Raw genomic sequence first — 22791 nt, 5'->3', positions numbered from 1 at the left:
GTGCCGTGCGCACGCTAACGCGCCCGGGGTGCGGGCGGAACCGGCCCGCCACGGCGACGGTGCCGGCTCCCGCGGGCTACGGGCGCGGGGGAGGACCCTGCCACCCCGGCGGAAACGAACCCTTCCGCCAGGACATACCGACTGGTTAGTCTGCCCTTCAGTCGTACCGAGCGACCGAGGGAGCTGCCGCAGTGGAAGCCGTCAGGGACAAGGGCGTCGTGGTGACCGGGGCGGGCGGGGGGATCGGCGCGGCCCTGGCGCGCCGGTTCGCCGCCGAGGGCGCCCGCGTCGTGGTCAACGACCTGGATGCGGACAAGGCGCAGCGGACCGCCGAGGAGATTGGGGCGGTTGCGGTCCCCGGTGACGCCTCCGCCGTCGTCCCGGCCGCCCGCGAGGCGCTCGGCGGCGCCGTCGACATCTTCTGCGCCAACGCCGGCGTCGGCACCGGCGGCGGGCCCGAGGCGCCCGAGGACGACTGGGCGCTGGCCTGGGACGTCAATGTCATGGCGCACGTCCGGGCGGCCCGCGAGCTGGTGCCGGAGTGGCTGGCGCGCGGCAGTGGCCGCTTCATCTCCACCGTCTCCGCCGCGGGGCTGCTCACCATGGTCGCCGCCGCCCCGTACAGCGTCACCAAGCACGGCGCCTACGCCTTCGCCGAGTGGCTCTCGCTGACCTACCGCCACCGCGGCATCGACGTGCACGCCATCTGCCCCCAGGGCGTCCGCACCGACATGCTCGCCGCCACCGGGACCGCCGGGGACCTGGTGCTCACCCCCACCGCCGTCGAGCCCGAGGACGTCGCCGAGGCGCTCTTCACGGCGATGGCCGAGGGCCGCTTCCTGGTCCTCCCGCACCCCGAGGTCGCCGACTACTACACCGCCCGGGCCGCCGACCCCGACCGCTGGCTCGGCGGGATGAACCACCTCCAGCGGAAGCTGGAGCAGGCCGAGCGCCGCCCCTGACGGCCCCTTCCGCCGGGCCGGGCGGTCCGGCCCGGCCCGGACCGCCACCCCGCCGTACCCCGGCCGCCCCCTTGCAGGCATGATCCGGCGAACAGGAAGAAAGGGCCGCACCCCGATGACCTCCTACCAGGACAAGCCGTGGCTGGCACAGCTCACCGACGCCCAGCGCGCCCCCGTGCAGCCGCCGCCCTCGACGCTGCACGCCTTCCGGGCCGCGGTCCGCGCCGCCCCCGACCGTACGGCGCTGGCCTACTTCGACGGCCGGCTGTCCTACGCCGAGACCGACGCGCTCTCCGACGGCATCGCCGCGCACCTCGCCGCGCGGGGGTTCCGCCGCGGCGACCGGGCCGTGGTGATGCTGCAGAACACCCCGCACTTCGTGCTCGCGGTGCTCGGGGTGTGGAAGGCCGGCGGGGTGGTCGTGCCCGTCAACCCGATGTACAAGTCCGCCGAGCTGCGGCACATCCTGGACGACGCCGAGGTCACCGCCGTCATCTGCGCCGACCACAGCTGGGCCGGCTTCCTCGGCGCCACCGTCGCGGACGCCCCGTCGGTCCGGCTGGCGCTCACCACCAGCGAACGGGAGCTGCAGACCCGCGACGACCCCCGGGTCCTGCGCGAGGCCGCGGCCGGTCCCCAGGACGGCGCCGACGACCTGCTGGCCGTGGCCCGGAACGCCGTGGGCGTACCTCCCACGCCCTCAGGGCAGTGGGGGAGCACCAGGGCGGTGTCCGACGACCCCGGGCTCACCGCCGACGACCCGGCGCTGATCAGCTACACCTCCGGCACCAGCGGCACCCCCAAGGGCGCCACCAACACCCACGGCAACATCACCTTCAACGCCGAACGCCAACGCACCGGCCACGGCCTGCCCGAAGGCGCCACCTACTTCGCGCTCGCCCCGCTCTTCCACATCACCGGCATGGTCTGCGAACTGGCCACCTGCATCGCCAACGCCGGCACCCTCGTGCTCGCCCACCGCTTCGAGGCCGGCGTGGTCCTCGACGCGTTCCTGGAGCACCGCCCCGCCTACACGGTCGGCCCCGCCACCGCCTACATGGCGCTGCTGGCCCACCCCGCCGTCACCCGCGAGCACTTCGCGTCCTTCCACCTGCTGTCCTCCGGCGGCGCACCGCTGCCGCCCGCGCTCGTCGAGTCCTTCCGGGCCGGCTCCGGCCACTACCTCCACAACGGCTACGGCCTGACCGAGTGCACGGCGCCCTGCGCCAGCGTCCCGCCCGGCCGGCGGGCGCCGGTCGACAAGGTCTCCGGGACGCTCGCCGTGGGCGTGCCCGGCCCGGACACCGTGGTGCGGATCATCGACGACGACGGCCGTGACCTGCCGTTCGGCGAGCAGGGCGAGATCGCGGTGCGCGGCCCCCAGGTCGTGCCCGGCTACTGGCGGCGCCCGGACGCCACCGCACAGGGCCTCCCGGACGGTGAACTGCGCACCGGCGACATCGGCTTCATGGACCGCGACGGCTGGCTCTACGTCGTCGACCGCAAGAAGGACATGATCAACGCCTCCGGCTTCAAGGTGTGGCCCCGCGAGGTCGAGGACGTGCTCTACACCCACCCCGCGGTGCGCGAGGCGGCGGTGGTCGGGGTGCCGGACCCCTACCGCGGTGAGACCGTCAAGGCGTATGTCAGTCTGCGTCCGGGGGCGGCGCCGCAGCCCGGCGAGCTCGCCGCGTACTGCAAGGAACGCCTCGCGGCGTACAAGTACCCCCGCGAGGTGGAGATCCTGGTCGAGCTTCCCAAGACCACGAGTGGCAAGATCCTCCGACGGGAGCTGCGCCACCGCGCATGACGTACGACGAAGGACAGGTGAAGGCGATGGCCGGCACGAAGGAAGGCAACGGTAACGGCGGCGCGAAGCCGGTGGCCCAGCGGCTGCTGGCCACCGCCACCCGGCTCTTCGCCGAGCAGGGCTACGACCGCACCTCCGTCCAGGAGATCGTCGATGCCGCGGGCGTCACCAAGGGCGCCCTGTACCACTACTTCGGCTCCAAGGACGATCTGCTGCACGAGGTCTACGGGCGGGTACTGCGCCTCCAGCAGGAGCGGCTGGACCACTTCGCGGACGCCGACGCGCCCGTGGAGCAGCGGCTGCGGGACGCCGCCGCGGACGTCGTGGTCACCACCATCGAGAACCTCGACGACACCAAGATCTTCTTCCGCTCGATGCACCACCTCGGGCCGGAGAAGGACAAGCAGGTCCGCGCCGAGCGCCGGCGCTACCACGAGCGCTTCCGGGCCCTGGTCGAAGAGGGCCAGCGCAGCGGGGTGTTCGCCGACGACATCCCCGCCGACCTCGTCGTCGACTACCACTTCGGCTCCGTGCACCACCTGGGCACCTGGTACCGCGAGGACGGCCCGCTCAGCCCGCAGCAGGTCGCCGACCACCTCGCCGAGCTGCTGCTGCGCGCCCTGCGCCCCTGACGCCCCGGCCCACGGCCCGGCACCGCGCGACGGTCGGGGCCCGCGGCCGGCGGACGGCCGGCCGCGGCGCTCCCCGCGCTACCGGTACTGCTTGAGCTCCCGGCGCGCCAGCGACCGCTGGTGCACCTCGTCCGGACCGTCCGCCAGCCGGAGCGTGCGCGCCGCGGCCCACAGCTCGGCGAGCGGGAAGTCCTGGCTGACGCCGCCCGCGCCGTGCAGCTGTACGGCCTTGTCGAGGATGTCCACGACCGTGCGCGGGGTGGCGATCTTGATGGCCTGGATCTCGGTGTGCGCGCCCTTGTTGCCGACCGTGTCCATCAGCCAGGCCGTCTTCAACACCAGCAGCCGCAGCTGCTCCACCGCCACCCGGGCGTCCGCGATCCACTGCTGCACCACGCCCTGCTGCGCCAGCGGCTTGCCGAACGCGGTGCGGTCCACCGCGCGCCGACACATCAGCTCGATGGCCCGCTCGGCCATGCCGATCAGCCGCATGCAGTGGTGGATCCGCCCCGGACCGAGGCGGGCCTGGGCGATGGCGAAGCCGCCGCCTTCCTCGCCGATCAGGTGGTTCGCCGGCACCCGCACGTCGTGGAAGAGCACCTCGGCATGGCCGCCGTGGTAGTGGTCCTCGTAGCCGTAGACCTGCATGGCGCGCTTCACCTCCAGACCGGGGGTGTCGCGCGGCACCAGGATCATCGACTGCTGGCGGCGGATGTCCGCACCGTCCGGGTCGGTCTTGCCCATCACGATGAAGATCCGGCACAGCGGGTTCATCGCCCCGGAGATGTACCACTTGCGGCCGTTGATGACGTACTCGTCGCCGTCCCGCTCGATCCGGGTCTCGATGTTGGTGGCGTCCGAGGAGGCCACCTCCGGCTCGGTCATCGCGAACGCCGACCGGATCTCGCCGGCCAGCAGCGGCTCCAGCCACTCCTTCTTCTGCGCCGGGGAGCCGAACTGCGCCAGCACCTCCATGTTGCCGGTGTCCGGCGCCGCGCAGTTCACCGCGGTGGGCGCCAACTGCGGGCTGCGGCCGGTGATTTCGGCCAGCGGCGCGTACTGGAGGTTGGTCAGCCCGGCGCCGTGCTCGGCGCCCGGGAGGCCGTGCTGATCCACGAAGAACAGGTTCCACAGCCCCTGCCGGCGGGCCTCGGCCTTCAGCTCCTCGACGATCGCCGGGGTGTCCCACGGCGAGGCGAGCGCGGCCCGCTGCTCGTGGGCGGTCTGCTCGGCCGGATGGACGTGCTCGTCCATGAACGTCAGGAGCCGCTCGCGCAGCTCCTCGGTACGGGCGTCGAACGCGAAGTCCATGGGTGCCTCAGCCTTCCTTGAGGGTGGTGAGTCCGTGGTCGATGAAGACGGGGACGAGCTCGCCGATCCGGTCGAACCCGGCGCCGACGGTCTGGCCGAGCGTGTAGCGGTAGTGGATGCCTTCGAGGATCACGGCGAGCTTGAACCAGGCGAACGCGGTGTACCAGGCGATCGCCGAGGTGTCCCGGCCGGAACGGGCGGCGTAGCGCTCGATCAGCTCGGCCGGCGAGGGGTGCCCGGGGGCACCGCTGGTGGTGCTGACCGGTGACCCCGGCAGGTCCAGGTCCGTGCTGTACATCGCCAGCAGACCGAGGTCGGTCAGCGGGTCGCCGAGCGTGGACATCTCCCAGTCCAGTACGGCCCGGAGGGTGTCGTCGGCCCCGATCAGGACGTTGTCGAGCCGGTAGTCGCCGTGCACCACGGCCGGTGCGGGGGAGGCGGGCAGCGCCCCGCCCAGCGCCCGGTGCAGCTCGTCGATCCCCGGCAGCTCGCGGTTCTTCGAGGCTTCCAGCTGCTTGCCCCAGCGCCGCAACTGCCGCTCCAGGAAGCCGTCCGGGCGGCCGAAGTCGCCCAGCCCGACCGCCTCCGGGTCCACCGCGTGCAACTCCACCAGGGTGTCGACCAGCGACAGCACCACCGCCCGGGTGCGCTTGGGACCGAGCGGGGCCAGCTGCGCCGCCGTGCGGTACGGGGTGCCCTCGACCAGCTCCATCACGTAGAAGGGCGCGCCCAGCACCGCCTCGTCCGCGCACAGCAGCAGCGCCTCCGGCACCGGCACCGGGGTGCGGTGCAGCGCGCTGATCACCCGGTGCTCGCGCCGCATGTCGTGCGCGGTGGCCAGGACATGGCCCAGCGGCGGCCGGCGGACGACCCAGGAGCCGGCGCCGTCGGTGATCCGGTAGGTGAGGTTGGACCGCCCGCCCTCGATCAGCTGTGCACGCAGCGGCCCACCGACCAGGCCGGGTCGCTCCTGGTCCAGGTGTGTGCGCAGGCGGGCCAGGTCGAGGCCCGGCGGATCGTCCCGGTCCGGGGCCTGAGGGGGAGGGGTGCCCTTGCTCATCGTGCTCCTTCGTGGGGAGGGGACGGTCCACGCCGTGCGGAGGGGACGGTCCGTCGTCCGTCGGCCGGTCGGTTGTTGCCCCGATCATGCCGACTAGTCGGTATGGAGTCCAGTGCGGGGTGGTGGGGCATCGGTCACGCGGGGGCGCCACCGATGGTTTTCCGCCGGGCCCCGGGAGCGCGGGCCGCCCCGGGCCGTGGGCCGCCCCGGGCCGTGGGCCGCCCCGGGCCGTGGGCCGCCCCGGGCCGAGGGGCGCCCCGGGCCGAGGGCGGTCCACGGCCGCGGGGACTCCGGCCCCGCGGCCCGCCCCGCCCTCACGTGCGACCCGCCCTCATGCGTGCCATGCCCTCACGTGTGCCGTGCCCTCACGTGTGCCGTGCCCTCACGCGTGGCACGCCATCGGCACCCCGCCGTTCATCGCCGTCATATCGGCGAACCCGACGAGCGGATCCAGCGGCGCCCCCGGCTCCTCACCCGCCAGCTCCGCATACGCCCGGTGCAGGTTGGCCACCAGCCGCTCGCTCTCGGCCAGCTCCCCGAACGGCCCGAGGTCCGCCCGCTGCGCCACCTCCAGCGGCGTCCGCCCGGCCGCCCTGCCCTCCGCCGCCAGCGCGCCGACGAACTCCAGGTAGCGCTGGATCCCGTCGTACACCTCGGGGCCGGTCACCGGGCCGTGCCCGGGGACGACGGTCACCGCGTCCAGTGAGCGCAGCACGTCCAGCGCCCGCAGCGACCCGGCCAGCGACCCCATGAACACGAACGGTGTGCCGCCGTGGAAGACCAGGTCCCCGGCGAAGACGATGCGCTGCGCGGGCAGCCAGACGAGGGTGTCACCGGTGGTGTGCGCCACGCCCGGGTGGATCAGCCGCACCTCGATGTCGCCGACGTACAGGGTGAGTTCGTCGCGGTAGGTGACCGCCGGCGGGGTGATCCGGATGTCGCCGTACGCCACCTCCGGCCACACCGCGTGCAGCTGGTGCCCGGCGGCCAGCACCTCGCTCCGGCAGGCCGCGTGCCCGATGACGGTCGCCTCGGGCGTGAAGACGGCATTGCCGTAGGTGTGGTCACCGTGGTGGTGGGTGTTGACCACCATCCGGGGCACCGGCGCGCCGCTCTCCGCGATCCGGCGCCGCAGCAGCCGCGCCCGGTGCTCGGTGGCGGCGGTGTCCACGACGAGGGTGGATTCCCCGTCGGTGACGAAGCCGGCGTTGTTCAGGCACCAGCCGCCGTCCGGCTGGATGAAGGCATGGACGCCGGCGGCGAGCTCGGTGAGGTACGGCTCCGCGGTGGCCGCTGCGGTGGTGTCGCCCATCGGTCCTGCTCCCTTTCTGGGGGTGTCATGATCCGTCGAACGTACGGGAGTTGTGGCGACCCCCGTGGAACGGGGCGCGTCACGGTACCGCCGCCCGGCACCGCCCGACTACCTGGCGCCTTCCCGGCCACCGGGCGCCGCTTCGACTACCGGACGCCGCTTCGGCTACCTGGTGCGGACCCGCCCGGCCGGCGCCGCTCCAGCCTCCGGGCGGCCGTCAGTGCCCTGGCCGCGCCACCAGCACCGCACCGCACAGCGCCAGCGCCAGGGTGCAGCCGACCAGCAGCAGCGCGGACCGCGGCGGCAGGCCCGGCGGGCGGCCAGCGGCCATGGCCCGCATCCGGTGGTGTGCCAGCGCCACAAACGCCAGCCACAGCAGCCCCATCAGCACCGCCAGCAGGATCTCCACCGGCCCCGGCGCCCGGCTCCTCAGCAGCTGCCGCCCGGCCAGCGCCACCACCACGCAGACGGACAGCGTGGTGCGCCGCCAGGCCAGCCGGGTCCGCTCCGGCTGCAACCCGGGGTCCCGGTCGGACGCCGGACGGGGCCCCGCGCCGCCCGGCCGCGCTCCACCCGCCATCGGCTAGTCGCTCCAGCCCGCCAGCACCAGCACCGCCACCGCCACCGCGAGGAGGCCGACGGCCAGCGCCAGCACCGTCGGGAAGCGGGTCACCGGCAGGTCCTCGCCACGCCGCATCGCCCGCTCACAGCGCACCCAGTGGTTGACCGCCCGCAGCGCACACAGCGCCCCGCCCGCCAGCAGGACGACGGTGAACCCCAGCCGGACCCCCTGGTGCAGCCGGGGCAGGAACTGGTCCACCGCGAAACCGCCGCCGACCAGCGCCAGCCCGGTGCGCAGCCAGGCCAGGAAGGTGCGTTCGTTGGCGAGCGAGAAGCGGTAGTCGGGCGTGTCGCCCTCCTCCCGGATCCGCCCGGGCGCGAACCACAGCCGCACGGCCGCGGCGGCCGACCGCAGCCCGCCGGTGCCGCTCACCGCCGTGGCCCCCGGGGCCGGCCGGCCCGTGGACGCCGCCGCATCAGCGCCCGCCTCCCGGCTGCCCGGACGCCTCCTGCCGGGCCAGCAGCTCCCGGTAGGCGGCCATGCCGTCCGGTGTCCAGGGCCACTCGTCCAGCCGCCGGATCAGCTCCTCCTCGGTCAGGAACGCGTACCAGTCGATCTCCGACTCCTGCGGCGCCACCGGCAGCGTGCAGCGCACCTGGTAGACGGCCGACCACCAGGTATGCTCGGCCGTCTCGTAGAGGAACTTGAACAGCGGCTCGGGCTGCGTCAGGCCCTGGACGCCGAGCTCCTCCTCGGCCTCGCGCAGCGCCGCCCGGTCGTAGCTCTCCCCGGCGCCCACCACCCCGCCCACGAACATGTCGTAGTGCCCGGGGAAGACCAGCTTCTGCGGGGTGCGGCGGTGCACGAAGATCCGGTCCTCGGCGTCCCGCACCAGGACGAAGGCGCAGCGGGTCCGCATTCTGCGGGCGTAGGTCTCCCCGCGCGGGGCCTGCCCCACGACCTGATCGTTCTCATCGACGACATCGAGGATCTCGTCCGCGTTGAGCGGCTGGTTGAGCGGCTGCTGATCGGTCATGGGCCCATGCAACCACCACCGGCCCGGGCCGCACCCGCCGGGGCGACGCTCTCCGGCGCGCACCCGACCCGCCGGAACGGCCCGGACGGCGCAGTCCGGCAGGGCCGAACGGGGCACCCGCCGGCGGTCCGGCGCTCCAGGCCCCCGTCGGCACGCTCCCGCCGGCCCCGCGGCGTCCGGCACCCGCGCTCACCGCGTGGTCGGGAACGCACGCACCAGACGCCGCCGGGCCCGCCCTCCGGGCGAATGACGGGGTGACGACGGGGGCCTAGCGCGGCTGGAGCTCCCGCACGGTCTCGGCCCGGCCCGCCCCCGGCGGCATCGCCGGATGGGTGCCGATCAGCACGATGCCCGAGACCACCGCCACGATCCCGGCCACCTCCCACGCCAGCGCCCCGGCGGTCACCTGGAGCCGGTCGCCGAGGAACCCCACCCCGCAGGCGATCCCGGCCAGCGGCTGGGCTGCGGTCAGCGCGGGCAGCGACAGCCGCAGCGGCGCCGATTCGAAGGCGCTCTGCACCATCACCAGCGCCAGCACTCCCAGCACCACGATGGCGTACGGCTGCCAACTGGTCAGCAGCGCCGACCAGCCGCCCACGCCGAAGTGCTCACCGCTGATCCGGGTCAGCGCGTCCTGCAGTCCGTACAGCAGGCCCGCCGCAACGCCCAGCAGGGCGGCCTCCAGGCTCACATGGGTCCGCTCGCGCTTGGCGACCGCCGCCAGCACCAGGGCGGTGCCCAGCACCATGCCCATGATCAGCCACTGCCACAGGTGGTCGGTGCTGCGGCTGCCGCCCTGCGGACGGCCGGCCACGATGAAGGCCGTGACCCCGCCGGCCAGCAGCCACAGCCCGGCCCAGCCGGTGCGGCCGAGCCGCTGCCGGGTCAGCCGCCGCGACAGCGCCATCGCGAACAGCAGATTGGTCGCCAGCAGTGGCTCCACGAGAGTGATGTCGCCCATTCCCAGCGCCACCGCGCCGAGCGCCATCCCGACCACCATCAGCCCGATGCCGGCCACCCACAGCGGCATCCGCACCAGATCGAGCAGCAGCCGCAGCGAGAGGTAGTCCTTCTGCGGGGCCTGCTGCGCGGCGGCCTGCTGGAGCACGAAGCCGAGTCCCAGACAGCAGGCAGCGCCAAGGGCGAGCAGTATCACCGTCACGTCGCACACCTCGTATCGCGCGTGGGCGGGGGATGCGCCCGAGGATAGCCATCCGGCGGCGGGTGTGGGGTGGCCCTGGTCACCCACCATTCTCCCGCGCGTCCCGCCGTACTGCGCGGTAACCGGACGGTTGACGCGGCCGTCGGGCGCACTGAGGATCGTTCCACCCGGCGGCCGGAGCGGGCCGCTGGGCGTGCCCCGGCGAGGAGAGGCAGAGATGGCGTACGACGCTGATGTGATCGTGATCGGAGCGGGGCTCGCGGGCCTGGCGGCCACCGCCGAGCTGGTGGATGCCGGCCGGACGGTGATCCTGCTCGACCAGGAGCCCGAACAGTCCCTCGGCGGGCAGGCGCACTGGTCCTTCGGCGGGCTGTTCCTGGTCGACTCGCCCGAGCAGCGCCGGCTGCGGATCCGCGACAGCCGCGCGCTGGCCTGGCAGGACTGGCTGGGCACGGCCGGCTTCGACCGGCCCGAGGACCACTGGCCCCGGAAGTGGGCCGAGGCGTACGTCGACTTCGCGGCGGGGGAGAAGCGCTCCTGGCTGCACCGGCAGGGGGTGCGGCTGTTCCCCGTCGTCGGCTGGGCCGAGCGCGGCGGCTACGACGCCACCGGCCACGGCAACTCGGTGCCCCGCTTCCACATCACCTGGGGCACCGGGCCGGGCCTGGTGGCGCCGTTCGAGCGCCGGGTGCGGGCCGGCGTGGCGCGCGGCCTGGTGGACCTGCGCTTCCGGCACCGCGTCACCGGCCTCTCGCGCAGCGCGGGCGGCGTCGACACGGTCAGCGGCGAGATCCTGGAGCCGTCCGCCGTGCCGCGCGGCCGGCCCAGCAGCCGGGAGGTGGCCGGGGCCTTCGAGCTGCGGGCGCAGGCCGTGATCGTCACCTCCGGCGGCATCGGCGGCAACCACGAGCTGGTGCGCGCCAACTGGCCGGAGCGGCTGGGCCGGCCGCCGGAGCGGATGCTGTCCGGGGTGCCGGCGCATGTGGACGGCAAGATGCTCGGCATCACCGAGGCGGCCGGCGGCCGGATCATCAACCCCGACCGGATGTGGCACTACACCGAGGGCATCGACAACTGGAACCCGATCTGGCCGCAGCACGGCATCCGGATCCTGTCCGGCCCGTCCCCACTGTGGCTGGACGCCCGCGGCAAGCGGCTGCCGGTGCCGCTCTTCCCCGGCTTCGACACCCTGGGCACCCTCGCCCACATCATGCGCACCGGCCACGACCACACCTGGTTCGTGCTCACCCGCAAGATCATCGAGAAGGAGTTCACCCTCTCCGGCTCCGAGCAGAACCCCGACCTGACCGGGAAGAGCGTGCGCGGCGTACTGGCCCGCGCCCGGGCCGGTGCGCCCGGACCGGTGCAGGCCTTCATGGACCGGGGTGCGGACTTCATCGTCGAGCGCTCGCTGACCTCTCTGGTGCGGCGGATGAACGCGCTGACGGGGGAGCCGCTGATCGACGAGGCGGCGCTGCGCGACGAGATCGTCGCCCGGGACCGCGAGATCACCAACCCGTTCACCAAGGACCTCCAGGTGACCGCGGTGCGCGGGACCCGCACCTACCTGGGCGACCGGCTGATCCGCACCGCGGCCCCGCACCGGCTGCTCGACCCCAAGGCCGGCCCGCTGATCGCCGTACGGCTGAATATCCTCACCCGCAAGACCCTGGGCGGCCTGGAGACCGACCTCGACTCCCGGGTGCTGACCGATGACGGGGCGCCGCTGCCCGGTGTCTACGCGGCGGGTGAGGCGGCCGGTTTCGGCGGCGGCGGGGTGCACGGCTACCGGTCGCTGGAGGGCACGTTCCTGGGCGGCTGCCTGTTCTCCGGGCGCACCGCGGGGCGGGCGGCGGCCCGAGCGGTGGGCTGACGGCAGGGGCGGAGCCCGGCCCGCCGTCAGGGACCGGGGACGGCCTGCCGGCACGGGGGCGGGCATGGCTCGACGGAAACGGGGCCGGGCATGGCCTGACGGGAACGGGGTCGGGCATGGCCTGACGGAAACGGGGCGTGGCGTGCCCGGGGTGCGGAACCGGGCGTGGCTCGAGAGAACGGGCCCCGGGCGGTCGCCCGAGGGCAGCGGGCGGGGGAGCGTCGGGGGAGCGGCAGGGGGAGCGGCCGGTGGAGGACCGGAGGGGAAGGGCCCGTCGTCGGGGCGCGGTGCGGCAGGTGGCGGTCCAACCCCAGGGCAGGGCACACGGGTTGGCGGATCCGGCCATTCCCCTTCCGCCCTTGACGCGGGCCTCTGCGGGGCGCTTTGCTGTGCGTGATGACTGGTGCGGACCAATCCGTCACCCTCTGTAGCAGGCGTGCGTAGACCCGGCCCAGCCCACCCGGATCGATGGTGCGGTGCCCGGCCCGGCGCGGCGCGCCATGGAGCCCCTGACCCGTGATGCCGACTGTCCCTTCGCCCCTCTTGCCGCCCTCGACCCCACCGCTCCACCACCCCCGCCACCCCAGGGCCCCGGCCCTGGACGACACCGCGCTCGCCGTCGCCGCCGATGACCTGGCCCTCGGCCGGTGGGCCACCGTACGCACCCTGCTCACCGAAACCGGCACCGACTGGGACCGGCGCGGACACCGGCTGACCGTCCTGGCCGGCTGCCCGGGCAGCGCCGCCTGGGCCGGCGACTGGCAGCTCGCCGACCCCGACAGCAGCGACGCCGCCACCCTCCTCGCCCTCGCCACCGTCCGGCTCGCGCTGCGCGGCGCGGCCCGCCCCGGCGCCGCCGCAGCGGCCTGCGCGCAGGCCGCCCGGATGCGACCCGAGGACCCCACCCCCTGGCTCGGCGCGCTGCTCCTCGCCCGTCGCACCGGCACCCCCGCCGAGCGGGAACACGCCTTCCGCCAGATCCGCGCCCGCCACCCCGAACACCACCACGCCCACCACCTGATGGCGGCCTGCCTGGCCGAGGCGCACCCCGACCACGACGGCTGCGCGCGGCACCCGGCCGAGGACTTCGCCGCCCGGGCCGCCGCCCGCGCCCCCGCCGACTCCCCGCTCGCCCTGCTCCCCCTCGTCGTACACGCCGAGCGCTACCGGGTACGGGCCGCCGCGGGTCTCGCACCGCCCGACCCGGCGGACTCCGGCCACTGGTCCACCCCGCGCGCCCGCCACGTCCTGCAGAGCGCCTTCGACTGGTGGCTGGAGTGGGACGGCGAGGACCACCCCCGCGGCAAGATCGACCTCAACTTCCTCGCCCACGCCACGTTCCACGACGGACGGATGGCCCAGGCCGCCACCCTCTTCCAGCGCATCGGCCCGCATCCGACCCGCGCCCCCTGGTCGTACCCGGGCCGTGACGCCGAGGGCGCGTTCCGGGCCGCCCGCGCCACCGCGCTGCGCCACGCCGGCGCCCGCTCCGGCCGCCGGGCCGGGCCCGACCGATGACGAAAGTCTGACGCCGGGGCCCGGACACTGGCCCCGACGCCCGCGCGGTGTTCGAATCGAAGGGTGACCAGGGAAACGCAACCGGCCGGCACGGATGGCCCCGGCGGCGGCAGGGACGGCCACGGCACCCCCGTCGGGCGCCGGGTGGTGCTCGGCATGCTCGCGGCCGGCGCCGCCGGCATCGCCGCCAGCCCCGTACTGCAGCGCGCCTACGACAGCACCATCGGCGCCGCCGCCCAGAAGGACCCCACCGGCCTGTCCGGGCTGCTCCCGGCCGGCGGCGGCTTCCGCTACTACTCGGTGACCGGCTCCGTCCCGCACCAGGGCGAACGCAGCTACCGCCTCACCGTCGACGGCCTGGTGCGCCACCGCGCCAGCTACCGCCTGGCCGACCTGCGCGCCCTGCCGCAGACCCGGCTCGTCCGCGACGTCCAGTGCGTCACCGGCTGGCGGGTGCCCCACACCCCCTTCGAGGGCGTACGGCTGGCCACCCTCCTCGACGCCGCCGGGGTCCGCCCCGAGGCCAAAGCCGTCCGCTTCACCTGCTTCGACGGCGCCTACAGCGAGTCCCTCACCCTCGAACAGGCCCGCCGCCACGACGTCCTGGTCGCCCTGCGGATGCAGGACCGCCCGCTCGGCCACGACCACGGCGGGCCGGTGCGCCTCTACGTCGCGCCCATGTACTTCTACAAGTCGGCCAAGTGGCTCTCCACCATCACCGTCACCGACCACGTCCAGCCCGGATACTGGGAGCAGCTCGGATATGACGTCGACGCCTGGGTCGGCCGGTCGAACGGACGCGACGATGTCCCGACCGTCTGAGCGGGCCGCGGCCGGGACCGCGGCCGGCGCCCGCATCCTGCGCTTCACCCCCGCCGAACACTGGGTGCACCGCACCACCGCTGCCCTGATGACGGTCTGTGTGCTCACCGCCGGCTGCCTCTACCTGCCCTTCCTCGCCGAACTCGTCGGCCGCCGCGTCCTGATGGTCACCGTCCACGAGTGGTCCGGCATCCTGCTCCCCGCCCCGCTGCTGCTCGGCCTGGCCTCCCGCGCGCTGCGCGCCGACCTCCGCCGGCTCAACCGCTTCGGCCCGCACGACCGCCACTGGCTGCGGGCCGCGCTGCGCCGCCGGGGCGGCCGTCCGGCCGGGAAGTTCAACGCCGGCCAGAAGCTCTACGCCGCCTGGATCGCCGGCGCGGTCCTGGTGATGGCGGGCACCGGCCTGCTGATGTGGTTCACCCTCCCCCAAGCTCTCGGCTTCGCTCGACCCGGGGGCACCCCCATCGCACCGCTGGCCTGGCGCACCGGTGCCACCTTCGTCCACGACTGGCTCGCCCTCGCCGTGATCCTCGTGATCGCCGGGCACATCGGGAAGGCCTACCGGGACCCCGAGTCCCGCCGTGGGATGCGTACCGGGTCGGTGGACGCCCGCTGGGCCCGCCGCGAGCACCCGCTCTGGGAGCACGAGGACGACGGCGCCCCGCGCTAGCGCGTGCCCAACGTCCCTGCCTAACGTCCCGGCCTAACGTCTCCCTGCCTAACGTCCCGGTCCAACCTCCCAACCCAACGCCCCTTCCCCAGGCCGTACTTGCATCGCAGAGACCCCTCTGCAGCGAACCCTGTGCAGAGGAGTCTCTGCAACTGTAGGGTCGCCGCCATGACGGAGGACACTGCACCGCCGCAGCCGCCCCGGCCCGCTCCGCCCGGCGCCCGACCCGTGCGCCGCATCGACGCCCGGAGCCTGCGCGGCCTGGCCCACCCGCTGCGGATGCGCATCCTGGACCTGTTGACCCTCGACGGCCCGGACACCGCCACCGGACTCGCCCGCCGCCTCGGCGAGAACACCGGCACGGTCAGCTGGCACCTGCGCCACCTCGCCGGCCACGGCTTCATCGAGGAGGAGACCGGCCGCGGCACCCGGCGCGAGCGCTGGTGGCGGGCGGAGCGGGCGTCTCGCCGCCTGGACACCAACGACTTCCGCGACGACCCCGACACCCGGGGCGCGCTGACGGTCTATCTGCACGAGACCGTCCAGCGGGACTTCGAGCAGGTCACCAGCTACCTCGCCGAGGACTGGGCGCCCGAGTGGCGCGACGCCGGATGCCTGATACGCCGCTCCGACCTGCGGCTCACCCCGGCCCAACTAGCCGCTCTCAACGCCGAGTTGGAACAGGTCATCGACCGTCATCGGGAGGCGGCCCGGACCGCGGCGGACCACTCCGCGGAGGGTGCCACTGCCCTGGCGGAGGGAGCCACCGCCCCCGCGGAGGGTGCCATCGTGCCGGCGGAGGGGGCCGCCGCCGTACCGGGCACCGCCGCGGAGGGTGCCACGGTGCCGGACGCCGCCGCGTCGGGCACCGCCAGACAGGACGTCACCGACGAGGCCGCCGCCCGCCCGGTCCTGGTCCAACTGCAGTCCTTCCCGCGCCGGGAACGCGGCGAGCGGTGAGCGGGCTGCTGCGCCGGCACCGCGACTTCCGGCTGCTGTGGTGCGCGGAGACCGCCGGGAAGTTCGGCGCGGCGGTCTCCACCGTGACCCTGCCGCTGATCGCCGTCACCACCCTGCACTCCTCGCCCTTCGCGGTGGGCCTGCTCAGCGCCTGCGGCTGGCTGCCCTGGCTGCTCATTGGCCTCCCGGCCGGCGCCTGGGTGGACCGGCTGCGCCGCCGCCCCCTGATGCTGGTCGGCGCCGCGGTGCCCCTGGTGCTCTTCGCCACGGTGCCGGTGGCGGCCCGGGCCGGCTGGCTCGGCCTCGGCCCGCTGAGCGCGGTGGCCCTGCTGGCCGGCGCCGCGGCGGTGATCTTCCAGACCGCCTACAGCGCCTACCTCCCCACGCTGCTCGCCCCCGCCGACCGCTCCGAGGGCAACGCCCTCCTGCACGGCAGCGCCTCCGCGGCCCAGCTCTCCGGCCAGGCGTCCGGCGGCCTGATCGCCCAGCTCGCCGGCGCCGCCAACGGACTGCTCGGCAACGCCGGCGCCTTCCTCGTCGCCCTGCTCTGCCTGCTGCGCATCCGCCACCGGGAGGCGCACCCCCGGACCCGGGGCGACGCCCCGCGCACCCTGACCGCAGAGATCGCCGAGGGCGTACGGCTGGTCGCCGGCGACCGGTGGTTCCGCACCCTGACGCTCTTCGGCGCCACCTCCAACCTGGCCCTGATGGGGTACCAGTCGCTGGTGACGGTCTTCCTGGTCCGCGAGGCCGGCCTGGCGCCCGGCACGGTCGGCGCGCTGCTGGCGCTCGCCGGCACCGGCGGCATCGCCGGCGCCCTCGTCGTCCGCCAGACCGCCGCCCGGATCGGCACCGCCCGCGCCATGCTGCTGTTCGAACTCGCCGTCCCCACCACCGCCCTGCTGATTCCGCTGGCCGCTCCGGGCCCCGGCGCCCTGCTCTTCGTCGCCGGCAGCTTCGGCGTCTCGGCCGGAGTGGTGGCCGGCAACATCCTCAAGGTCGGCTTCCAGCAGGGCTACTGCCCGCCACCGCTGCTCGGCAGGCTGATCGCCAGCAGCGCCTTCCTCAACTACGGCACCCTGCCGCTGGGTGCCCTGCTCGGCGGTGCGCTGGGCTCCGCCCTCGGCGTCCGCCCGGCCATGTGGATCATGACGGCCGGGGTGCCGCTGGCCGCCCTCGTCCTGCTCTGCTCCCCGGTACGCACCGTCCGCGACCTGCCCACCCGCCCCACCGGCGCCGAACCGGCCGCTCAGCCCGTCGCCGGCTCCCCCTGAGCCCGGCCCGCCGCCGGCGCCGCCGGCAGGACGATCTCGAACCGGCAGCCCGCCCCGGCGTTGTGCACCGTCGCCCGGCCCTGGTGGGCCTCCACGATGCCGCGGACGATGGCCAGCCCGAGCCCGGCGCCGCCCGCACCATCGCTGCGCGGAGTTCGGGCGCTGCCGCCGCGCCAGCCGGTGTCGAAGACCCGCGGCAGGTCCTCCGGGGGGATCCCACCGCAGCCGTCCTCGACCGACAGCACCACCCGGCCCGCCTCCTGGCGGGCGCTGACCGCGACGGTGCCGTCGGCCGGCGTCGCCCGGATCGCATTGACCAGCAGATTGCCCAGCACCCGGGTCATCTGCTGGGCGTCCACCCGCACCGGAAGCGGTACCACCCCACCGTCCACCAGCCGCACCCCGCTCGCCCGCGCCAGCGGACCGGCCCCCGCCAGCGCATCGTCCACCAGGTCGTACACCGACACCCGCGAGAAGCTCAACGCCAGGGCCCCGGCCTGGATCCGCGAGAGCTCGAAGAGGTCGTCGACCATCGCCGCCAGCCGGTCCACCTCGGTCCGCATCCGGGCGTGGTAGCGCGCGGTGTCCTCGGCGACCCCGTCCTCCAGCGCCTCGGCCATCGCCCGCAGCCCGGCGAGCGGAGTACGCAGATCGTGCGAGATCCCGGCGATCAGCTCCCGCCGCGAGGCGTCCAGCGCCCGCTCCCGCTCCCGCGCCTGCGCCAGGCGGGCACTGGTCTCCTCCAACGCCCGTGACAGCGCGGCCAGTTCGGCGGTCGGCGGCTCGGTGGGCGCGAGGAAACCGCCCTCGCTGCCAACCGTACGGGCCGCCCGCGCCAGCTCCCGGCTGCCCGCCGCGATCCGCCGCCCGAACAGCAGCGCGGCCGCCAGCGACACCGTCCCGGAGACCGCGACCACGGCCATCACCACGCCCAGGTCGTGCCCGGACAGGAACATCGCCTGGGCGACCGCCACCGTCCCCGCCGCCATCGCGGCCACCGCCAGCGCCGCCACCGCGAACAGCGACAGCGCCACCGAACGCCGCCGCAGCGCCCGCACCGCCAGCGCGGCCGGCAGCCCCACCAGTGCCGCGCCGCCCGCCGCCAGGGCCACGATGACCAGGAAGTCCGTCATGATGCCGGTTCGCCTCCCGCCGGGTCGAAGCGGTAGCCGGCGCCCCACACCGTGGTGACCAGGGCGGGCGCCGCCGGGTCCGTCTCGATCTTCTCCCGCAGCCGCCGGACGTGCACCGTGACCGTCGACAGATCGCCGAACTCCCACCCCCAGACCCGCTGTAGCAGCTCCTCGCGGGAGAAGACCCGGCCGGGGTTGCGCATCAAGAAGGCCAGCAGGTCGAACTCGCGGGCGGTCAGGGAGAGTTCCCGACCGGCACGGTCGGCCCGCCGGCCGCCCGGGTCCGCGGTCAGCTCACCGGCCCGCAGCACGGCGGAGGGCGCGGCGGCCGGCGGCGCGGCCTCCGCACGGCGCAGCACCGAGCCGATCCGCAGCACCAGCTCCCGCGGACTGAACGGCTTGGTGACGTAGTCGTCCGCGCCCAGCTCCAGGCCGAGGATGCGGTCCGCCTCCTCGCCGCGCGCGGTCAGCATCACCACCGGGACGGCGGGCCCGCCGTCCGCGGGCCGCAGCCGGCGGCACACCTCCAAGCCGTCCAGGCCCGGCAACATCAGGTCGAGCACGACCAGATGCGGGCGGAACGCCTCGGCCCGTTCGAGCGCGGCGAAGCCGTCGGCGGCGTGCTCGGTAGCGTACCCGGCGCGGGAGAGGTAGCCGGTGACCACCTCGGCGACGGTCGGATCGTCCTCCACCACCAGGACACGGCGCGGCGGTCCGGACGCGGGCCGGGGCGCGGGCGGCGGCGTTACGGGGGGCACGGCGTCAGCGTCCCCTCCCGGGAGATGGCTCATGCCCCCACCCAACACCAGTACCGCTGGCCCTGCGCACCCAGGCCCCCTCCCGTAAGACTCCGGTAACCGCCGGACTCGGGTGACGGTCGGGGGCCGGTCGGCCGTCGGGGGTCCGTCGACGGTCGGGGCTGCGGTTTCTGCCGGGCTCGGGGGCCGCCGGACCTTCAAGGCCCCGGCGGCTCAGCCTTCCAGCCCCTCCCGCACCCGCCGTGACACTGTGATCGCGTACAAGTCGAGCACCCCGGGCGGCTCCGCCAGGCCCGGGCCGCCGGCCCGGATCCAGGCCGCGATGTCCGCCAGCGCGTCGTCGTCGTTGACCAGACCCAGCCAGACCGGGCGCCCGCCCGCCGCGCGCCCCGCCGCCGATGGCTGGACCACCACCACGTTCGCCTGGTCGCAGACGTCCAGGCACTCCGAGGCCCGCACCGGCGCCGCGCCCTCCAGGGCCGCCCGCAGCCGGGGGATCTGCCCGGTGTGGTCGACCCCGGGGATCTTGGCTGCGTCACCACAGCAGCAGCCCCGGCACACGGTGACCCGGCACGGGGCCCCGCCGGCGGACTTCGCCTTGCGGGCAGGCTTGTTGATCATCCGGCCCATGGTACGGGGCACCTCATGGCCTTTCTCGACGGCCTCCCCGGGCCCGGCGCCCCGCCCGCCCCGCCCCGTCTCGTCCACCCGGCCCTCCGGGCGAACGACGGGAGTGTGACCACAGGGGACCCCGCGAGCCCACGAAGCTCCGAACAGCACACCTAGTGCTGCATCAGCCATCGTTCGTCCTGGTGCGATAGCGCTCCCCAGCCGTCGGTTCGGTAGGCATCAGCTGCCACAGTTGAGGGATGAACGGAAACTTCTTGGCTCGACACCACGATCAGTTGACTGCGTGGCTGAGGGACGGAGAGGCCGAAAGTCTCAACGCATTCCTGGGCGCACACCACGAGTCCTTCGTGCTCGTGACGACAGAGGGAGCGATCCTCGGCCTTGAGACGCTGCGAGAATCCCTGCGTAGTGCGGGCGGCAGCCAGCCTGGCTTGTCGATCCAGGTCGAGGAAGTCACCAGTATCACCCCCGAGGTGTACCGGTTCCTGGAGCGCCACATCGTGGACGGCTCCGTCGTGGGCGTGCGGGTGGTGACTGCCGTAATGGAGGACGGGTTGCTGCTCAGCGTGCAGGAGACCGCCCGTCGGTAGCGGAACCAGCGGACGTCACGCTTCAGCGTTATCGCTCTCGCTGGCGCGTCGTTCTACCACCCGCATTGCCTGCAACACCTCGCCGCCCGAGCCAGTATCCGAACGGCACGTCACGTCGCAACAGGGCAAGCATTGCCTGATACGGCACTAGGCGTCCCGGTACCGGTCCCGGATCTCGGGGCGTGGCTGGAAGCCGGCTGACGTGTAGGTGGCGACGGCGCCGACATGGGAGCTCGGGGTGCACACGAGCGCGCTCGACGAGCCCAGCTCCTGGAGTGCGGCCGCCGCGGCAACGGTGATCGCCTTGCCGTAGCCCTGACCGCGATGTTCCCGGTGCACGCCCATCGGTTCCAGCAACCCGGGCCGGCCCGGACCGGCCGACCACACCGTCACCGCCGCCACCGCACGGCCCCGCTCGTCGAAGGCCACCAGACAGCGGGCGTCGGCGTACGGCGGTCCGGCCGCCATCGCGCGCCAGTGCTCGTCGGCGAACGTCGACCCGTCGAACGCCGCCCGCTGCACGGCGGTACGCAGGTGCGCCTGCTCCGGCCCGACCACCTCGATCCGCACGCCCGGGTCCTCCACCGGCTCGGTGAGGTCACGGCGCAGCGGCGTCCACGGCTCATCGGTGTTCCAGCCCTCCTCGAACAGCAGATCCCGGACCAGCGCACCCGTCGGCGCCTCGACGCTCACCCTCCCCTCGGGCAGCACACCGCGCTCCGGCCCGGTCACGTCCGCAACCAACTGCCGCGCCAACTCCTCGTCCCCCTGAGCGTCCGGCGCGATCGTCAGCCGCAACAGCCCGGGACCGTCCAGCAGCCCGACAGCGAGGATCCGTCCGTCCCGGCTCCACGTCCTGACCGCCGCGGCGGTCGCTTCCGCCCCGGACCGCCAGAACCAGCCCAGGTCCCCCGGATGCAATTGCATCGGCGCCCCGTCGTACTGCCACTCCCGCAGCACGCCCACAGCCCCGCCCAGCCCATCGACTCCCGGCTTGCCCAACACCATCGCCATACCCCAATCACACACCGCCGCACCGACACTCCGCACCGCCCCGCCTGGCAACTGGCCTTCCCTGTCCGGCCAACCGGCGCGCCAGGCTGGACCCAGGCGCACCCCCGCCGACCAACCGGCGCGCCCGCCGGGCAACTGGCCTCCCCCGGCCGGACATCCGGTGCGCCCCGGCGGCATGGACCGGTGCCCGACCGGGATAGACATCCGGCATGCCCCTCACCGAGCCCCCGTCCCACCGCCAGCCCGGATCCCCGGCGCCGACCGCCATCCCCGGGCCGGCCGGCCTCCCCCTCCTCGGCTCGCTGCTCGACCTGCGCCGCGACTCCCTGGCCACCTTCCTCGACGCCCAGCGCGCCCACGGCGACGTGGTCCGCCTACAGGCCGGCCCGCCCGGGCTGCGCAGCGTGTTCTACGCCGTGTTCTCCCCCGAGGGCGTCCAGCAGATCCTCGCCTCCCAGGCCACCACCTTCCGCAAGGACCACCCGCTGTACGAGGAGGTCCGGCAGTCCTTCGGCAACGGCCTGCTCACCAGCCAGGACGCCGACTACCTCCGGCAACGGCGGCTGGTGCAGCCGCTGTTCACCAAGCGCCGGGTGGACGGCTACGCCCCGGCCGTGACCACCGAGGCCGCCACCACCGTCGACCGCTGGCGCACCGCCGAGGACGGCACCGTCGACCTGGTCCCCGAGATGAACCGGCTGGCGCTGCGCACCGTCGCCCGGATCCTCTTCGGCCTGGACGCCGAGGAGGCGGTGGCGGCCATCCACCGCTGCGCACCGGTCATCAACGCCTACGTCGTCCAGCGCGCCTACGTCCCGGTGAAGATCCCCCGCAGCTGGCCCACCCCCGCCAACCGGACGGCCCGGGCCGCCACCGACGAGCTCAACGCGCTGTGCGACCGCATCGTCGCCACCCGGCGTGCCGCATCCGGCCCGGCGGACGGCGCGGCGCCCGCCCAGGGTGACGACCTGCTCGCCCTCCTCGCCGCGGCCGGCAACGAGCAGGACGGCTCGCTGGACGCGAAGGAGGTCCGCGAGCAGGTCCTGATCTTCCTGCTGGCCGGCCACGAGACCACCGCGACCTCCCTGGCCTTCACCCTCCACCTCCTCGCCCGGCACCCGGAGGAACAGGCCGCGGTCCGCGAGGAGATCGACCGGGTCCTGGGGGAGCGCACCCCCACCGCCGCGGACCTGGACCGGCTGCCGTACCTGACCCAGGCGCTCAAGGAGTCCATGCGGCTGTACCCGGCGGCGCCGGTCGTCAGCCGCCGGGCGGTGGCGGACACCGAGATCGGCGGCCACCGCATCCCGGCCGGCGCCGATGTGGTCGTCGCGCCGTGGGTCACCCACCGCAACCCGGCGCTGTGGGAGGACCCCGAGCGCTTCGACCCGCGCCGCTTCGCGCCCGAACGGGAGGCCGGCCGGCACCGCTACGCCTGGTTCCCGTTCGGCGGCGGGCCACGCGCCTGCATCGGCCAGCACTTCTCGATGCTGGAGTCGGTGCTGGCACTGGCGATGCTGCTGCGCGCCTACGAACTGACCGCGGTTGACGAGCAGGTGCCGGTCGCGGCGGGGATCACCCTCCAGGCCACCGGCCCGGCCCGAGTGCGGCTCCACCCCCGTACGACGGCGGGCGCAGGAGCGGGGGAGTAGGCCCGGAGGGGCCGGGAGCGCCGACAAGGGGGCCTGGAGCGACAGGCCCA

General features: G+C 74.6%; 22 protein-coding genes. 11 read left to right on the top strand and 11 right to left on the bottom strand.

Translation table 11 applies throughout. The features are described from left to right. The first annotated feature begins 191 nt into the window (after positions 1 to 191). The 3 genes from AB0G84_RS19680 to AB0G84_RS19670 all read left to right on the top strand — a co-directional run bounded on the left by AB0G84_RS19680 (position 192) and on the right by AB0G84_RS19670 (position 3404). Entirely contained in the window at positions 192 to 962 is a 771-nt protein-coding gene (locus AB0G84_RS19680; RefSeq protein ID WP_361321878.1) for an SDR family oxidoreductase, read from the top strand. Between the two features lie 115 nt (positions 963 to 1077). Beyond that, positions 1078 to 2772: an AMP-binding protein gene (locus tag AB0G84_RS19675; protein ID WP_361321875.1), complete on the top strand. Its 1695-nt coding sequence runs from the start codon at positions 1078 to 1080 to the stop codon at positions 2770 to 2772. Positions 2773 to 2798: 26 nt separating this feature from the next. After that, entirely contained in the window at positions 2799 to 3404 is a 606-nt protein-coding gene (locus AB0G84_RS19670) for a TetR/AcrR family transcriptional regulator (protein ID WP_361322055.1), read from the top strand. Positions 3405 to 3482: 78 nt separating this feature from the next. On the opposite strand, the gene AB0G84_RS19665 is transcribed toward AB0G84_RS19670, so the two are convergent. The 7 genes from AB0G84_RS19665 to AB0G84_RS19635 form a co-directional block, all read right to left on the bottom strand. Next, positions 3483 to 4715 carry an acyl-CoA dehydrogenase family protein gene (locus AB0G84_RS19665; RefSeq protein WP_361321872.1) on the bottom strand — a complete coding sequence of 411 codons (1233 nt, stop codon included), beginning with the start codon at positions 4713 to 4715 and terminating at the stop codon, positions 3483 to 3485. A 7-nt stretch (positions 4716 to 4722) separates the two neighbouring features. Further along, positions 4723 to 5775, bottom strand: a complete 1053-nt coding sequence (locus tag AB0G84_RS19660; RefSeq protein WP_361321869.1) for a phosphotransferase family protein — start codon at positions 5773 to 5775, stop codon at positions 4723 to 4725. 382 nt (positions 5776 to 6157) lie between these two features. Further along, positions 6158 to 7087 carry an MBL fold metallo-hydrolase gene (locus tag AB0G84_RS19655; protein WP_361321867.1) on the bottom strand — a complete coding sequence of 310 codons (930 nt, stop codon included), beginning with the start codon at positions 7085 to 7087 and terminating at the stop codon, positions 6158 to 6160. Positions 7088 to 7304: 217 nt separating this feature from the next. Then, positions 7305 to 7667, bottom strand: coding sequence for a DUF202 domain-containing protein (locus tag AB0G84_RS19650; protein ID WP_361321864.1), 363 nt, complete (start codon positions 7665 to 7667; stop codon positions 7305 to 7307). A 3-nt stretch (positions 7668 to 7670) separates the two neighbouring features. Next, positions 7671 to 8081 (bottom strand): DUF202 domain-containing protein, encoded by a 411-nt coding sequence (locus tag AB0G84_RS19645; protein WP_361321861.1) that lies wholly within the window; start codon positions 8079 to 8081, stop codon positions 7671 to 7673. 43 nt (positions 8082 to 8124) lie between these two features. After that, positions 8125 to 8685, bottom strand: coding sequence for an NUDIX domain-containing protein (locus AB0G84_RS19640; protein ID WP_361321858.1), 561 nt, complete (start codon positions 8683 to 8685; stop codon positions 8125 to 8127). Between the two features lie 268 nt (positions 8686 to 8953). Beyond that, positions 8954 to 9847, bottom strand: a complete 894-nt coding sequence (locus tag AB0G84_RS19635) for a DMT family transporter (RefSeq protein WP_361321855.1) — start codon at positions 9845 to 9847, stop codon at positions 8954 to 8956. A gap of 217 nt (positions 9848 to 10064) precedes the next feature. Here AB0G84_RS19635 and AB0G84_RS19630 point away from each other — a divergent pair, with 217 nt between their 5' ends. The 6 genes from AB0G84_RS19630 (at position 10065) to AB0G84_RS19605 (ending at position 16964) form a co-directional block, all read left to right on the top strand. Beyond that, on the top strand, positions 10065 to 11720 hold the full coding sequence (locus tag AB0G84_RS19630; protein WP_361321852.1) for an FAD-binding dehydrogenase: 1656 nt from the start codon (positions 10065 to 10067) through the stop codon (positions 11718 to 11720). Positions 11721 to 12239: 519 nt separating this feature from the next. Next, positions 12240 to 13238, top strand: coding sequence for a hypothetical protein (locus tag AB0G84_RS19625; protein WP_361321849.1), 999 nt, complete (start codon positions 12240 to 12242; stop codon positions 13236 to 13238). Between the two features lie 156 nt (positions 13239 to 13394). Next, positions 13395 to 14060, top strand: a complete 666-nt coding sequence (locus AB0G84_RS19620) for a molybdopterin-dependent oxidoreductase (RefSeq protein ID WP_361322052.1) — start codon at positions 13395 to 13397, stop codon at positions 14058 to 14060. Next, positions 14044 to 14730, top strand: a complete 687-nt coding sequence (locus tag AB0G84_RS19615) for a cytochrome b/b6 domain-containing protein (protein ID WP_361321846.1) — start codon at positions 14044 to 14046, stop codon at positions 14728 to 14730. The genes AB0G84_RS19620 and AB0G84_RS19615 overlap by 17 nt, the downstream gene beginning before the upstream one ends. A gap of 168 nt (positions 14731 to 14898) precedes the next feature. Then, positions 14899 to 15690, top strand: a complete 792-nt coding sequence (locus tag AB0G84_RS19610) for a helix-turn-helix domain-containing protein (protein WP_361321843.1) — start codon at positions 14899 to 14901, stop codon at positions 15688 to 15690. Beyond that, the gene (locus tag AB0G84_RS19605; RefSeq protein ID WP_361321840.1) at positions 15687 to 16964 is read left to right on the top strand and encodes an MFS transporter; all 1278 of its coding nucleotides are present in this window, start codon (positions 15687 to 15689) and stop codon (positions 16962 to 16964) included. The genes AB0G84_RS19610 and AB0G84_RS19605 overlap by 4 nt, the downstream gene beginning before the upstream one ends. Here AB0G84_RS19605 and AB0G84_RS19600 read toward each other — a convergent pair. From AB0G84_RS19600 to AB0G84_RS19590, 3 genes are all read right to left on the bottom strand, one after another. After that, positions 16940 to 18097, bottom strand: coding sequence for a HAMP domain-containing sensor histidine kinase (locus AB0G84_RS19600; protein WP_361321837.1), 1158 nt, complete (start codon positions 18095 to 18097; stop codon positions 16940 to 16942). The genes AB0G84_RS19605 and AB0G84_RS19600 overlap by 25 nt on opposite strands. Then, positions 18094 to 18855 (bottom strand): response regulator transcription factor, encoded by a 762-nt coding sequence (locus tag AB0G84_RS19595; protein WP_361321835.1) that lies wholly within the window; start codon positions 18853 to 18855, stop codon positions 18094 to 18096. The genes AB0G84_RS19600 and AB0G84_RS19595 overlap by 4 nt, the downstream gene beginning before the upstream one ends. A 213-nt stretch (positions 18856 to 19068) precedes the next feature. Then, on the bottom strand, positions 19069 to 19476 hold the full coding sequence (locus AB0G84_RS19590; protein ID WP_361321832.1) for a (2Fe-2S) ferredoxin domain-containing protein: 408 nt from the start codon (positions 19474 to 19476) through the stop codon (positions 19069 to 19071). Between the two features lie 248 nt (positions 19477 to 19724). Here AB0G84_RS19590 and AB0G84_RS19585 point away from each other — a divergent pair, with 248 nt between their 5' ends. Then, positions 19725 to 20075, top strand: a complete 351-nt coding sequence (locus AB0G84_RS19585) for a hypothetical protein (protein ID WP_361321829.1) — start codon at positions 19725 to 19727, stop codon at positions 20073 to 20075. A gap of 147 nt (positions 20076 to 20222) precedes the next feature. Here AB0G84_RS19585 and AB0G84_RS19580 read toward each other — a convergent pair whose 3' ends face one another. Beyond that, positions 20223 to 21089, bottom strand: coding sequence for a GNAT family N-acetyltransferase (locus tag AB0G84_RS19580; protein WP_361321826.1), 867 nt, complete (start codon positions 21087 to 21089; stop codon positions 20223 to 20225). 209 nt (positions 21090 to 21298) lie between these two features. On the opposite strand from AB0G84_RS19580, the gene AB0G84_RS19575 reads away from it, so the two are divergent. Continuing rightward, positions 21299 to 22741, top strand: coding sequence for a cytochrome P450 (locus tag AB0G84_RS19575; protein ID WP_361321824.1), 1443 nt, complete (start codon positions 21299 to 21301; stop codon positions 22739 to 22741). The last annotated feature ends 50 nt before the right edge of the window (positions 22742 to 22791 follow it).

This window comes from Streptomyces sp. NPDC020742 (assembly GCF_040641675.1).
Classification (GTDB): Bacteria; Actinomycetota; Actinomycetes; order Streptomycetales; family Streptomycetaceae; genus Streptomyces.
Note: the sequence above shows the minus strand (reverse complement) of the source record. Positions and strands in the feature narration are given on the sequence as shown.